10 protein-coding genes and 11 tRNA genes are annotated in these 13,246 nt (G+C 48.6%); 10 read left to right on the top strand and 11 right to left on the bottom strand.

Annotation, left to right across the window (positions count from 1 at the left end; translation table 11 throughout):
• The 10 genes from AC6R1O_RS13810 to AC6R1O_RS13765 all read left to right on the top strand — a co-directional run.
• Nucleotides 1–614, top strand: a 614-nt coding sequence (locus AC6R1O_RS13810) for a flagellar hook-basal body complex protein (protein ID WP_500657223.1), incomplete at its 5' end; no start/stop codon positions are given.
• Nucleotides 615–810: 196 nt separating this feature from the next.
• Nucleotides 811–1,560: a flagellar basal-body rod protein FlgF gene (gene flgF, locus AC6R1O_RS13805; RefSeq protein WP_334551190.1), complete on the top strand. Its 750-nt coding sequence runs from the start codon at nt 811–813 to the stop codon at nt 1,558–1,560.
• 21 nt (nt 1,561–1,581) lie between these two features.
• Nucleotides 1,582–2,370 (top strand): flagellar basal-body rod protein FlgG, encoded by a 789-nt coding sequence (gene flgG / locus AC6R1O_RS13800; protein ID WP_487903742.1) that lies wholly within the window; start codon nt 1,582–1,584, stop codon nt 2,368–2,370.
• Nucleotides 2,371–2,392: 22 nt separating this feature from the next.
• Nucleotides 2,393–3,175: a flagellar basal body L-ring protein FlgH gene (gene flgH, locus AC6R1O_RS13795; protein ID WP_487903741.1), complete on the top strand. Its 783-nt coding sequence runs from the start codon at nt 2,393–2,395 to the stop codon at nt 3,173–3,175.
• Between the two features lie 51 nt (nt 3,176–3,226).
• On the top strand, nt 3,227–4,318 hold the full coding sequence (locus AC6R1O_RS13790) for a flagellar basal body P-ring protein FlgI (protein WP_500657222.1): 1,092 nt from the start codon (nt 3,227–3,229) through the stop codon (nt 4,316–4,318).
• A gap of 10 nt (nt 4,319–4,328) precedes the next feature.
• Nucleotides 4,329–5,240, top strand: a complete 912-nt coding sequence (gene flgJ, locus AC6R1O_RS13785) for a flagellar assembly peptidoglycan hydrolase FlgJ (RefSeq protein WP_500657221.1) — start codon at nt 4,329–4,331, stop codon at nt 5,238–5,240.
• A gap of 209 nt (nt 5,241–5,449) precedes the next feature.
• Nucleotides 5,450–7,324: a flagellar hook-associated protein FlgK gene (flgK, locus tag AC6R1O_RS13780; protein WP_500627891.1), complete on the top strand. Its 1,875-nt coding sequence runs from the start codon at nt 5,450–5,452 to the stop codon at nt 7,322–7,324.
• A 9-nt stretch (nt 7,325–7,333) separates the two neighbouring features.
• The gene (flgL, locus tag AC6R1O_RS13775; RefSeq protein WP_500627892.1) at nt 7,334–8,527 is read left to right on the top strand and encodes a flagellar hook-associated protein FlgL; all 1,194 of its coding nucleotides are present in this window, start codon (nt 7,334–7,336) and stop codon (nt 8,525–8,527) included.
• 431 nt (nt 8,528–8,958) lie between these two features.
• A complete protein-coding gene (locus AC6R1O_RS13770; protein ID WP_500631839.1) occupies nt 8,959–10,104 on the top strand; it encodes a flagellin in 1,146 nt (381 codons plus the stop codon).
• Nucleotides 10,105–10,609: 505 nt separating this feature from the next.
• The gene (locus tag AC6R1O_RS13765) at nt 10,610–11,743 is read left to right on the top strand and encodes a flagellin (protein ID WP_500631840.1); all 1,134 of its coding nucleotides are present in this window, start codon (nt 10,610–10,612) and stop codon (nt 11,741–11,743) included.
• A gap of 139 nt (nt 11,744–11,882) precedes the next feature.
• Here AC6R1O_RS13765 and AC6R1O_RS13760 read toward each other — a convergent pair.
• The 11 genes from AC6R1O_RS13760 to AC6R1O_RS13710 form a co-directional block, all read right to left on the bottom strand.
• Nucleotides 11,883–11,957, bottom strand: a tRNA-Gln gene (locus AC6R1O_RS13760).
• Nucleotides 11,958–11,984: 27 nt separating this feature from the next.
• Nucleotides 11,985–12,069, bottom strand: a tRNA-Leu gene (locus tag AC6R1O_RS13755).
• A gap of 66 nt (nt 12,070–12,135) precedes the next feature.
• Nucleotides 12,136–12,212 (bottom strand) — tRNA-Met (locus tag AC6R1O_RS13750).
• 16 nt (nt 12,213–12,228) lie between these two features.
• Nucleotides 12,229–12,313 (bottom strand) — tRNA-Leu (locus AC6R1O_RS13745).
• A gap of 66 nt (nt 12,314–12,379) precedes the next feature.
• Nucleotides 12,380–12,454: transfer RNA gene (locus tag AC6R1O_RS13740), tRNA-Gln, on the bottom strand.
• Between the two features lie 27 nt (nt 12,455–12,481).
• Nucleotides 12,482–12,566: transfer RNA gene (locus AC6R1O_RS13735), tRNA-Leu, on the bottom strand.
• Between the two features lie 75 nt (nt 12,567–12,641).
• Nucleotides 12,642–12,716, bottom strand: a tRNA-Gln gene (locus tag AC6R1O_RS13730).
• A 25-nt stretch (nt 12,717–12,741) separates the two neighbouring features.
• Nucleotides 12,742–12,826 (bottom strand) — tRNA-Leu (locus AC6R1O_RS13725).
• Between the two features lie 29 nt (nt 12,827–12,855).
• A tRNA-Leu gene (locus tag AC6R1O_RS13720) sits at nt 12,856–12,940 on the bottom strand.
• 56 nt (nt 12,941–12,996) lie between these two features.
• Nucleotides 12,997–13,073 (bottom strand) — tRNA-Met (locus AC6R1O_RS13715).
• Nucleotides 13,074–13,151: 78 nt separating this feature from the next.
• Nucleotides 13,152–13,226 (bottom strand) — tRNA-Gln (locus AC6R1O_RS13710).
• Nucleotides 13,227–13,246 lie beyond the last annotated feature (20 nt).

Below are 13,246 nucleotides of genomic sequence, written 5' to 3'. Positions count from 1 at the left end.
AGCCACTGAACATCGTTGGTGGTGATGCAACGAGTCCTACGGGGCATGTCGGTCACACTATGCGTTTCAATAATGATGGTACGCTAGCCAGTTTAAACAATGGGCAGAATATCGTCTCCGAACCTTTGGGGGCGGGTGCTAACCCGATTGACTTGAACGGTGCAGACATCAACCAAACATTGTCGTTTGGCCTTGATAGTGCCACTCAGTTTGCGGCTCCGTTTGAATTGACCAAGTTTGACGAAGATGGTGCAACTACTGGCTTCTTGACTAAGGTTGACTTTGATGAAAACGGTAGTGTCCTTGGCACATACTCTAACGGTGAGAATATCACCTTGGGACGTGTCGCGTTGGTTCGAGTAGCCAATGAACAAGGCCTAGATAAGAAGGGTGGAACTCAATGGGATGCCACTCAAAACTCTGGCGCCAAAGTATGGGGAGAATCGAACAAAGGCTCATTTGGTACAATCAATAGTGGTGTGCTTGAACAGTCCAACATTGATATGACTCAAGAGCTGGTGGATCTGATTTCAGCCCAGCGCAACTTCCAAGCGAACTCACGTTCACTTGAAGTGCACAACCAAACTCAACAAAATATCCTTCAGATTCGTTAATCGAATCACACGCAATCTTCTGAATAGCAAACTAACGGCAATCGTTGGTTTGCTATTGTTGCCTCTAGCGGCAATTGCCGCTCCAATCTTATTCTATATTGCCATTTCTCTTTTCAACTGATTGATAATATTTGCTTATTTTTATTGGCACGCCAATTGCTTTAAATGATCTAAATTGTGATTGTTGGAGCAAATTATGGATCGTGCACTGTTTCTCGCTATGAGCGGAGCAAAGCAAAATATGCAAGCGATGCAGCTAAGAGCGAATAACCTGGCAAACGTCAGTACCACGGGGTTCCGTGCTGATTTGGCGCAAGCCCGCTCAATGCAAGCATACGGCGACGGTTTGCCAAGCCGCGTGTTTAGCATGACAGAGCGACCTGGCCATAATTTTCAGCAAGGCAGTGTGATTACCACTGGGCGAGATCTCGATGTCACTATTGAAGGTCAAGGTTGGATTGCCGTTATGGACAAGACGGGCAAAGAAGGCCTGACCCGAAACGGTAACCTCAATATTGACGTCAATGGCTTGCTTACCAATGGTAATGGCAACTTGGTTTTGGGCGAGACAGGCGCACCGATCACCCTACCGATTCCGTTGAGCAAAGTGGAAATCGGTACTGATGGGACGATTTCTGTTGTGCCACAAGGCGCCCCAGCGGATGCGATCGAAATCGTTGATCGCATCAAACTGACACGCAACGACAACCAATCACTGTACAAAGATGTCAATGGCCTCTTCCGCGCTAAAGATCCCAATGCAGCTTACGAGGCGGATGCCGGCGTAAAACTGCTCAAAGGCGCGTTAGAGGGCAGCAACGTGAATGCCATCGGTGAGATGACCAGCTTGATTGATCTTCAACGACAATTCGAAATGCAGGTCAAGATGATGAGCACAGCAGAAGACATGGACAAAGCGTCTGATTCTCTGCTTCGTATGAGCTAAGACAGTTTCTAGGAGAGAATTATGCAACCGGCATTATGGGTAAGTAAGACGGGCTTAGATGCTCAGCAAACCAATATTTCGACCATTTCTAACAACTTGGCTAACGCCTCGACGGTGGGTTTTAAGAAAAGCCGTCCTGTGTTTGAAGATTTGTTCTATCAAAATATCAACCAGCCGGGTGGTCAATCTTCGCAAAATACCGAATTGCCAAGTGGTTTAATGCTCGGCGCGGGTTCTAAGGTCGTGGCAACTCAGAAGGTACATACCCAAGGGAATACGCAAACGACCAACAACAGCCTCGATATGATGATCGAAGGCGACGGTTTTTTCCAAATATTGATGCCGGATGGCAACATCGGTTACACGCGCAATGGTCAGTTCACAGTCAACAGTGAAGGTGTGATTGTCACGTCTGGTTCGGGGTATTCCTTAGAGCCTGAAATCACGATTCCAGACGACGCCATCAGCATTACTGTTGGTACGGATGGGGAAGTCTCTGTGCGCGTGAGAGGTCAGCAAGATAACCAAGTTCTGGGGCAAATTACTACGGTTGATTTTATCAACCCTGGTGGTCTTGAGCCTATTGGTCAAAACCTCTACTTGCCAACCGGTGCCAGTGGTGACCCTCAAGAAGGCGTACCGGGTTTTGACGGGTTTGGTGAAGTGCGTCAATCGATGCTAGAGACCTCAAACGTGAACGTGACGGAAGAGCTAGTCAACATGATTGAAGCGCAGCGCGTGTACGAAATGAACTCAAAAGTTATCTCTGCCGTCGATAAGATGATGAGCTTCGTAAACCAACAGCTATAACTGAATGAGTAAGGGGATTGTGATGATGCGAGTCATTAGTGTAACACTGATAGCACTGCTCTCAGGCTGTACCATGCTGGATATGCCAATCGAGACACCGGATGTGGTTCAAGGTACAACTACCGTTGATGCTGTAGAAGGAGATAAATCTTCCGATGATAGCTCTGGGATTGTTGATACTCTGCGAGGACGCACCGACCCCGTCGCTGGCGATCCTGCTTGGGCCCCCATTCATCCTAAGCATGAGCCGGAGCACTACGCGGCGGCAACCGGTTCGTTGTTTAATACCGGGAAAATGACCGTCAGTTTGTACGACGACTCTAAACCGAGAGGCATCGGTGACATCATCACCGTCACTTTGGATGAAAGTACCAAAGCGGCGAAAAGCTCAGACGCTGATCTGTCAAAAAATAATGATGCGTCGATGGATCCGCTGGAAGTGGGTGGTCAGCAGTTGACCATTGGTGACTACAATTTTTCATATAACTTAAGCAATGATAATTCGTTCAGTGGCAGCGCGGCGGCGAACCAAAGTAACAGCATTTCAGGCTCGATTTCGGTCGAAGTGATTGAAGTTCTGGCGAACGGAAATTTGGTGATTCGCGGTGAAAAGTGGTTGACCCTCAACACGGGAGACGAATACATCCGCTTAAGCGGCACCATCCGTCCGGATGACATCGACTACGACAATACCATCGCGTCAACGCGCATTTCAAATGCCCGAATCCAGTACTCTGGTACGGGAACGCAACAAGATATGCAAGAGCCTGGATTCTTGGCACGATTTTTTAATGTCGCTCTTTAATCCCGTTTGATGTCGATGTTTTGGCATTGCGTTAGAGAAAAAGGTGTCCCCATGAAAACGTTGTTTGTCTTCCTAATTAGCTCGCTGCTTGTTGTAACACAAGCTCAGGCTGCGCGTATTAAAGACGTGGCTCAAATTGCCGGTGTTCGTAGTAACCAACTTGTCGGGTACGGATTGGTCACAGGTTTGCCGGGCACAGGAGAGTCGACACCCTTTACCGATCAAAGCTTTAACGCCATGCTGCAAAACTTTGGCATTCAATTGCCGCCCGGCACTAAGCCAAAGACCAAAAACGTTGCCGCTGTGATTGTGACGGCTGAGTTGCCGCCCTTTTCTAAGCAAGGCCAGACGGTAGATGTGACGGTTTCCTCAATAGGCTCGGCGAAAAGCTTGCGTGGCGGTACACTGATGCAGACCATGCTCAAAGGTCTAGATGGGCAAGTGTATGCGGTGGCGCAAGGCAATTTGGTGGTGAGTGGTTTTAGTGCGACTGGCGCTGATGGTTCTAAAATTGTCGGCAACAACCCGACAGCAGGTATGATTTCTAGTGGAGCCATCGTTGAGCGAGAAATCCCATCGCCGTTTAGTCGCGGTGATTACATCACGTTTAACTTGCTTGAATCTGATTTCACCACTGCTCAGCGTATGGCGGATGCCGTTAATAACTTCCTGGGTCCTCAGATGGCCTCAGCGGTGGATGCCACATCAGTGAAAGTGCGAGCGCCTCGCGATGTCACTCAGCGTGTGGCCTTCTTATCAGCGATTGAAAACCTCGAATTTAACCCCGCCGACGGTGCAGCGAAGATCATTGTTAACTCACGTACAGGGACGATCGTTGTCGGCCAGCACGTGCGCTTAAAGCCGGCTGCCGTCACTCATGGTGGCATGACAGTGGCAATCAAAGAAAATCTCAACGTGAGTCAACCGAATGCGTTTGGTGGTGGTGAGACGGTTGTCGTCCCCGACAGCGATATCGAAGTCGCCGAAGAACAAGGCAAGATGTTTAAGTTTGAGCCTGGATTGACTCTAGACGATCTGGTTCGTGCAGTGAATGAAGTCGGCGCGGCGCCGTCTGATCTGATGGCAATCTTGCAAGCGCTGAAACAAGCGGGCGCGATTGAAGGTCAGCTGATCATCATTTAACGGGGGCAATATGATCAATAACGGAAATGACATCGGTTTTATTCATGATATCGCCAACCTAGACTCACTGCGCCGTAAAGCGGTCAATGGTGAGGAAGGGGCAGAGCAAGAAGCGCTCAACGCCGCCGCCAAACAGTTTGAAGCGATTTTTACCTCTATGCTGTTCAAATCGATGCGTGATGCCAATTCAACCTTTGAATCCGGCTTGATGGACAGCCAGAACCAACAGTTCTATCGTCAGATGATGGATGATCAGATGGCGAGTGAATTGAGTGCCTCTGGCTCACTCGGTCTTGCCGACATGATTGTGGCACAGCTTTCCACAGGCCAAGTGGACAATGAAACCGCGAACAACCGCAACCCTGATTTTGAAGCCATGATGGACAAAGTCTCTCGTATTCGTGAAGAGCGTGCCAATGCGCCTGCTGAAATGCGAGTTATTGGAGAGGAACAAGCGAGCACATTCGACTCTCCAGAATCGTTTGTGGCGTCAATGTCGCCTTATGCGGAAAAGGCCGCTCAGGCACTCGGCGTGGACTCATCATTGCTACTTGCCCAAGCGGCGCTCGAAACCGGCTGGGGCCAAAAAGTCATCAACAATTCGCGTGGTAGCAGTAACAACCTCTTCAATATCAAAGCGGACCGCAGCTGGGCAGGCAATAAGATGTCCACTCAAACTCTTGAATATCATCAGGGGGTGCCAGTACAAGAGCGAGCAGCATTCCGTTCTTACGCTAACTTTGAAGAGAGTTTTAACGACTATGTGCGCTTCCTCAATCAAAACCCTCGCTATACCACAGCGCTCAAGCACAATGGCGATGATGAGGCGTTTATTCGCGGCATTCATGATGCCGGTTATGCCACAGACCCCGATTACGCGGATAAAGTGCTGAGTGTCAAACGACGTATTGATAGCATGTAATGGCTTGACCGATAGGGTCTCTCAGTAGACCCTATCACCTCCCACCTCCCACCTCCCACCTCCCACCTCCCACCTCCCACCTCCCACCACCCCTAATCCAATCAATCTTATCCCATACACTCTCGAAAACTAACCCTGGCACACATATTGCTATTTAAGTCCATAGGCAATCAGTAAACACTGATAAATAAAGGTTTCTTGGGGGCAATATGGCGTCTGATCTTCTGAATCTTGGTTCGCAAAGCGTACTGACGGCTCAGAGACAATTGAACACCACAGGGCACAACATCTCGAACGTGAATACCGAGGGTTATAGCCGTCAGTCGGTGATACAAGGCACAAACATGCCGCGTCAATATGGCGGGGAAACCTACGGTATGGGCGTGCATGTGGAAAAAGTTCGCCGCTCATGGGATCAATTTGCCGTTAATGAACTCAATGTCTCGACCACCAATTACGCGCACAAAGTCGACGATGAAGCGAACTTAGAAATGCTGTCAAACATGCTCTCCTCAGTTGCCTCGAAAAAAATCCCAGAAAATCTCAATGAGTGGTTTGATGCGGTGAAGTCGCTTGCCGACAGCCCCAATGATGTCGGGGCACGTAAAGTGGTGCTCGAAAAAGCCAATTTGATCACCCAAAACCTCAATGATTTCCATGAGACCATTCGCCGTCAGTCGGATGTGACCAACAAAAAACTCGATCTCGGTGTCGAGCGAATGAATCAACTGGCGCTTGAAATACGCGATTTGCATCGTTTGATGATGAGAACGCCTGGGCCGCACAACGATTTGATGGACCAACACGAAAAGCTGGTGGCAGAACTGTCTGAATACACCAAAGTGACCGTGACTCCGCGCAAGAATGCGGAAGGGTTCAACATCCATATCGGTAACGGGCATACCTTAGTGTCAGGAACGGAAGCGAGTCGCTTAACCATGATCGATGGTTATCCAGATGTACATCAGCGCCGCTTAGCCATGATTGAGGGTAAAGGTATCAAAGCGATTACCACCAAAGATATTGATGGCAAAATGGGCGCTATGCTCACGATGCGTGATGACAAGATCCCACAACTGATGGATGAGCTTGGCAAACTCGCCACGTCGTTTTCTTATGAAGTGAATCGATTGCAATCTCAAGGTCTCGATCTTAGGGGGGAAATTGGTGGTCTGATTTTTACTGATGTCAATTCAGACATCATAGCCAAATCACGTGTGGTGACAGCCTCAAATTCTAATGCGGACTTAGCCGTGTATATTGAAGATACCACTCAGCTTGAAGGTGGCGAGTATTCGCTTCAGTATCACGACGGTGATTACATCATTACTCGCCCATCCGGTGAGCAGTTTGCCGTACCTCAAGTAGGTAATGCACTGCAAATTGATGGCTTACGTATTGAAATCAATCAAGATTTATCGCCGGGCGAACGCGTATTGATTCGTCCGACCCGCAGTGGCGCTGCGCAAATGAAAATGGCCACCAATGATCCGACCGCGATCGCCGCGCAGAGTTATGAAGCTTCGACCACTTTCGCGCAAGGTAAAGCGAAATTCAATATCGAAGAAGTAGGGGATTTGCGCGAGTTTGAAGTGGTGGTATCGCCGGATGGGAAGCAGTTTGCCGTCACGGACACAAAAGGCAAAATTCTCTTGCCGCCCCAAGATTACCCACCGTTTGGTCCTGTCGAGGTTCAAGGTACGATTTTTGAACTAACCGATGGGGCATTGCCGAACGATAAATTTACGGCAAACCTTGTCCCTTCCGAGGGGGACAACGGCAACTTGCTCAAAATGCAAAACATCCAAACCGAGAAAAAGCTCAATGATGGTGAGTCGACCATTCTCGATATCTATCACAACCTCAACACCAACGTCGGGTTACAGATGTCTACCGCATCACGCTTAACCGATGTTTCAAGGTTAGAGAAAGAGGCGGCACAAGAGCGTGTAGCGTCTATCTCCGGAGTGAACTTGGATGAGGAAGCCGCCAACATGATGAAGTTTCAGCAAGCGTACATGGCGTCTTCACGCATCATGCAAGCGGCAAACGACACCTTTAACACGATTTTGGCATTGCGATAGGAGGCGTAAATGATCAACCGTATTTCCAGCTTCCATAATTATCAGTCGGTGCAAAACGATCTGCGTCGTCAAGAAGCAAAAGTCCATCATAACCAAGCGCAGCTCGCTTCAGGTAAGAAGTTGATGCGCGCCAGTGATGATCCGTTGGCCACGCACTACATCCAGAATATTGGTCAGCAGAAAGAGCAATTGCGCCAATACACCGATGCCATCGTGCTGACGCGGAATCGCCTTGAGCATCACGAAGTGATTATTTCTAACGCAGAAGAGTACGCCGATGAAGCAAAGCGAACCGTGATGGAAATGATCAACGGTGCGTTGTCCCCTGAAGACCGCATCGCGAAGCGTCGAGAGCTTGAGGAAATCAGCAATAACTTCCTTAACTTGGTAAATGTACAAGATGAATCAGGCAACTACATTTTTGCCGGGACTAAGCCGAAAAACCAACCCTTCTTTCGAGATAAAGATGGCACTGTGGTGTACGCAGGCGATGACTACCAACGCAAGATGAAAATCTCCAACACGCTTGAAATGCCGATCAACGATCCAGGTAGCAAGCTGTTTATGGAAATAGATAACCCATTCGGTGATTACTCGCCGGACTACAACCTGGGTGATACCTCTGAGTTGCTGCTTGAGCGCGCGACCAACTTTAATCCTGATGATGACTCGAGCTATAAGGTCACGTTTGTTGATATGCCCGGTGGTAAATATGGCTATCAACTCGAGCGCGACGGCAGTGTGGTTCAGGCCGATACCTTTGATCCGGCGAAAGGAATCAAGTACGAGGAGTTGACGATCCAGGTAAAAGGCCAAATCGAGAAGGGCGATGAAATCACGCTTGAGCCGCGCAAAAGCTACAGCATTTTCGATACCTTTCAGGAAGCCATGGCTTTGTCACAAGGGTCTGTGTCAGATACGTCCAATACCGCACGTTTGCATCGAATGACTCAAGAATTCCATTCGGCGTTTATTCATCTCAATAAAGCGCGCACGGATGTGGGGGCAAGATTGAGCACGCTCGATATTCAAGAAGAGCAGCATGAAGATTTTAAGATGACGCTCGCCAAATCGAAAAGTAACTTTGAAGATTTGGATTACTCGGAAGCGATCATCGAATTTAACGAAAATACGCGTGCGTTGCAGGCTTCGCAGCAAGCGTTCGGAAAAACAAAAGACTTAACCCTGTTTAACTATCTCTAAAGGGATCTTTATCGTCCAAGTTGACGCTTAACACTCTCGGTGATTGGGTTGTCTGACTCAAGTTCAGGATAACCAATGGGTACGCTCCATGCCTTATGTGCTAAGCCTTAAGCGCCGAGCAAAACCCGTTAGCCTGTCTATCGGCAAACCTTGCCACCGAGCGGCAATCATCGAGTGCCGCCCACAAGCGAGCAGATAGTAACTAAGCGCAACTCGATGAAGGTGATGTTCATAACCTATTGATAGTTATTTGAAATAAATTGATTTGGCTATTTTTTGTTAAGTTGGCATACAACTTGAATTAGTAAAATCAGAGTAGAAATTTTTAAGCCGGCTACTGCCTGCTTAGCAAGTCATACACGGTCAGTGCTTCCAAATGAGATTAAGCTGGCCGCTTCGCAAGAACTTGCGACTCACTAGGAGAGCAAACTATGACCATTACAGTCAACACTAACGTGTCAGCAATGACCGCTCAGCGTTACCTGAATAAAGCGACTGGCGATTTGAATACGTCGATGGAACGCCTATCTTCAGGACAAAAAATCAACAGTGCGAAAGACGATGCAGCAGGTCTGCAAATTTCAAACCGTCTAACCGCTCAGTCTCGTGGTTTAGATGTCGCGATGCGTAACGCCAACGACGGTATCTCGATTGCACAAACCGCAGAGGGGGCGATGAACGAGTCGACCTCGATTCTGCAACGTATGCGTGATCTATCACTACAATCTGCGAACGGCACCAACTCCGCTTCAGAGCGTCAAGCCCTGAACGAAGAAGTGTCTGCGCTGCAAGATGAGCTTAACCGTATTGCAGAAACCACCTCTTTTGGGGGGCGTAAGTTGCTCAACGGATCATTTGGTGAAGCGTCATTCCAGATCGGTGCCAGCTCGGGTGAAGCGATTATCATGGGATTGACCAGCATTCGTGCCGATGATTTCCGTATGGGAGGCCAGTCGTTCATCTCGGATGCCGAGAAGGGTAAAGACAAGGACTGGGGCGTACCTGCCACCGCACGAGATCTAAAATTTGAATTCACCACCAAAGATGGCGAAGCGGTGACGCTCGATATCCTCGCGAAAGAAGGGGATGACATCGAAGAGCTAGCGACGTACATCAACGGTCAAACAGACAAACTGAAAGCTTCAGTCGATCAAGATGGCAGACTGCAAATCTTTGCCGCTGAGCCTAACTTGGAAGGCAATATGAATATCTCTGGTGGCTTAGCGACCGAGATTGGCCTCAACGGTGGTCCTGGTGTTCAGACAACAGTACAAAGTATTGATGTAAATACTGTGGGTGGCGCGCAAAACGCGGTCGGCATCTTGGATGCGGCGTTACGCTACGTAGATTCTCAGCGTGCCGATCTGGGTGCGAAGCAGAACCGACTCAGCCACAGTATTAATAACTTGGCCAACATCCAAGAAAATGTTGAAGCGTCGAACAGCCGAATCCGCGATACGGATTTTGCCAAAGAGACGACGGCAATGACCAAAGCACAAATTCTGCAGCAGGCGGGGACATCGATTCTCGCTCAAGCAAAACAGTTGCCAAACTCTGCGATGTCACTATTGCAGTAGTTGCGAATATCTTCATTAGCGCAGACCCAGACGTGGGGCTTTTGAAGGCATTCAGGCAAACATGGGTGATTGGATAAGCAGAGTTCTCTCTCAAACCTGCTCTGCTTAACCGCTTTACCTGTGTCTTGGTTGCCAGCCCGGAATCATTTCTCTCGATCTCCAAAGGCACTGGTGACCTCTATAGCCCCGGTTCTCTCAAAGGAAAAGGGGCTTTTCTTTTATCTCCAGATTTCTCTTTCTTCAATCAATCTCATTTCTTTCGCACTGATGTCTTAAGTGCACCCGATCGGTCAATAGTCACAAAACTTTAATGATATTTTCTCGAACTCTGAGATTGCTCAAATTCTATCGATTTTTGCTATGCAACGAGGAGGATTTATCAAAATGCTCTAAAGATAATCAAGTTGGCGTCGCTATAAGGGTACTTTGAGAGAACTAATTGGTTTACCGAGACGTCGGAAACCTTTGGACCTCCGCTCTACGGAAATCAATAGGAGACACCATTATGGCGGTTAATGTAAATACCAACGTTTCGGCAATGACAGCTCAGCGCTACTTGAACTCAGCAACATCAGCGCAGCAAGCATCAATGGAAAAATTGTCGTCTGGTTTCAAAATCAATAGTGCGAAAGATGATGCAGCAGGTCTGCAAATCTCGAACCGTTTGAATGTCCAAAGTCGTGGCCTAGACGTCGCGGTACGAAATGCGAACGACGGCATTTCGATGGCGCAAACAGCGGAAGGCGCGATGAATGAAACCACCAATATCCTGCAACGTATGCGTGACCTCTCGCTACAATCGGCGAACGGCTCGAACTCTAAGTCTGAGCGTGTGGCGATTCAAGAAGAGATCACCGCGTTGAACGATGAATTGAATCGTATCGCTGAGACCACCTCGTTTGGTGGCAACAAGCTACTTAACGGTACGTTCGCCACCAAATCGTTCCAGATCGGTGCGGACAATGGTGAAGCGGTTATGTTGACGATGAACAACATGCGCAGCGACAATGCTCTGATGGGCGGTAACAGCTACGTCGCAGCCAACGGTCAAGATAAAGACTGGGCAGTGCAAGCGGGGGCCAATGACTTGACCATCAACGTCACGGATAAGTTTGGCGGCGTGCAAGACATCACCATCACCGCAAAAGAGGGGGATGATATTGAGCAGCTGGCCACTTACATCAACGGTCAAACGGACATGGTGAAAGCGTCGGTTAACGAAGATGGTCAACTTCAGTTGTTCACCGATAACAACACAGTAGAAGGCACGGCGACCTTTGGAGGCAGTCTAGCCGGTGAACTGAGCATTGGCCCAGCTAAAGCGGTCACCGTTGATACCATTGACGTTCGCACCGTCGGTGGCGCTCAAGAGTCTGTTGCCATCGTCGATGCTGCGCTTAAGTTTGTTGATAGTCACCGAGCGGAATTGGGTGCATTCCAAAACCGATTCAATCACGCGATCAATAACCTAGACAACATTAATGAGAATGTTAACGCGTCGAAGAGCCGCATCAAAGATACGGACTTCGCCAAAGAAACCACCGCATTGACTAAGTCTCAGATCTTGTCTCAAGCGTCAAGCTCTGTACTTGCTCAGGCAAAGCAAGCGCCCAACTCAGCGTTGGGGCTTTTAGGCTAAGAAAGTGATTTCTAGCATCTAAAAAGTCATGACTTAATGTTAAATCCAGCCTAAGGGCTGGATTTTTTTGTGCAGAAGAGATGCGAACAAGGCAACTGGGCTGAAACGAGAAAACCCAGCCAAAGGCTGGGTTTTAATATGGCAGGTCTACCTGGATTCGAACCAGGGAATGGCGGCATCAAAAGCCGCTGCCTTACCGCTTGGCGATAGACCTGCAGATGATAGCGATGCTATCGAATAATGGTGCGGAAGGAGAGACTTGAACTCTCACACCTTGCGGCGCCAGAACCTAAATCTGGTGCGTCTACCAATTCCGCCACTTCCGCATTATTCTGTCTAGAGTTAGCTCTAGAGGTTTCCAGTCATGTATCATCACTAGAAACAAAATGTAATGGTGGCTACGACGGGATTCGAACCTGTGACCCCATCATTATGAGTGATGTGCTCTAACCAGCTGAGCTACGTAGCCAAACCTGAATTAAGTATGGTGCGGAAGGAGAGACTTGAACTCTCACACCTTGCGGCGCCAGAACCTAAATCTGGTGCGTCTACCAATTCCGCCACTTCCGCATACTTAATGTTGCCTAGAAGGTCTTTCTAGACGATTGCAATGAGAAAACTCACCACAAGAAATAATGGCAGGTCTACCTGGATTCGAACCAGGGAATGGCGGCATCAAAAGCCGCTGCCTTACCGCTTGGCGATAGACCTGCAGGTGATAGCGATGCTATCGAATGATGGTGCGGAAGGAGAGACTTGAACTCTCACACCTTGCGGCGCCAGAACCTAAATCTGGTGCGTCTACCAATTCCGCCACTTCCGCGAATCATAGTGCTCAACTTATCAAACAAGGAGTAAGTTCAGCGGTTTTCAGTCTGGCGAGACTAAAAACAAAATATGGCAGGGCTACCTGGATTCGAACCAGGGAATGGCGGCATCAAAAGCCGCTGCCTTACCGCTTGGCGATAGCCCTACAAGATTCTAATGAATCTGAATAATGGTGCGGAAAGAGAGACTTGAACTCTCACACCTTGCGGCGCCAGAACCTAAATCTGGTGCGTCTACCAATTCCGCCATTTCCGCATAATCAAGTTCAGAGTTGTTTATCAAGATGGTGCGGAAGGAGAGACTTGAACTCTCACACCTTGCGGCGCCAGAACCTAAATCTGGTGCGTCTACCAATTCCGCCACTTCCGCGTCTTGAACTCTGTACACAACTGATCAATTGGTAAAAATCAGTGGTGTTAATTTAATGGTGGCTACGACGGGATTCGAACCTGTGACCCCATCATTATGAGTGATGTGCTCTAACCAGCTGAGCTACGTAGCCACTCGTGAGCGAGACAATATAAACCCTCACGCTCTGATAGACAAGCCCTTTATAATAAAAGGCTCAGCTATGTAAAAATGGCAGGTCTACCTGGATTCGAACCAGGGAATGGCGGCATCAAAAGCCGCTGCCTTACCGCTTGGCGATAGACCTGCAGATGATAGCGATGCTAT

This window comes from Vibrio sp. R11-SG3-ISO3-SZ (assembly GCF_059834345.1).
Note: the sequence above shows the minus strand (reverse complement) of the source record. Positions and strands in the feature narration are given on the sequence as shown.

Bases quoted from the DNA above. Each gene is read 5' to 3' on its own strand.
- flgK (WP_500627891.1), top strand. From the start codon at position 5,450: ATGGCGTCTGATCTTCTGAATCTTGGTTCGCAAAGCGTACTGACGGCT.
- flgG (WP_487903742.1), top strand. From the start codon at position 1,582: ATGCAACCGGCATTATGGGTAAGTAAGACGGGCTTAGATGCTCAGCAA.
- AC6R1O_RS13790 (WP_500657222.1), top strand. From the start codon at position 3,227: ATGAAAACGTTGTTTGTCTTCCTAATTAGCTCGCTGCTTGTTGTAACA.
- AC6R1O_RS13770 (WP_500631839.1), top strand. From the start codon at position 8,959: ATGACCATTACAGTCAACACTAACGTGTCAGCAATGACCGCTCAGCGT.
- flgL (WP_500627892.1), top strand. From the start codon at position 7,334: ATGATCAACCGTATTTCCAGCTTCCATAATTATCAGTCGGTGCAAAAC.
- flgH (WP_487903741.1), top strand. From the start codon at position 2,393: ATGATGCGAGTCATTAGTGTAACACTGATAGCACTGCTCTCAGGCTGT.
- flgJ (WP_500657221.1), top strand. From the start codon at position 4,329: ATGATCAATAACGGAAATGACATCGGTTTTATTCATGATATCGCCAAC.
- flgF (WP_334551190.1), top strand. From the start codon at position 811: ATGGATCGTGCACTGTTTCTCGCTATGAGCGGAGCAAAGCAAAATATG.
- AC6R1O_RS13765 (WP_500631840.1), top strand. From the start codon at position 10,610: ATGGCGGTTAATGTAAATACCAACGTTTCGGCAATGACAGCTCAGCGC.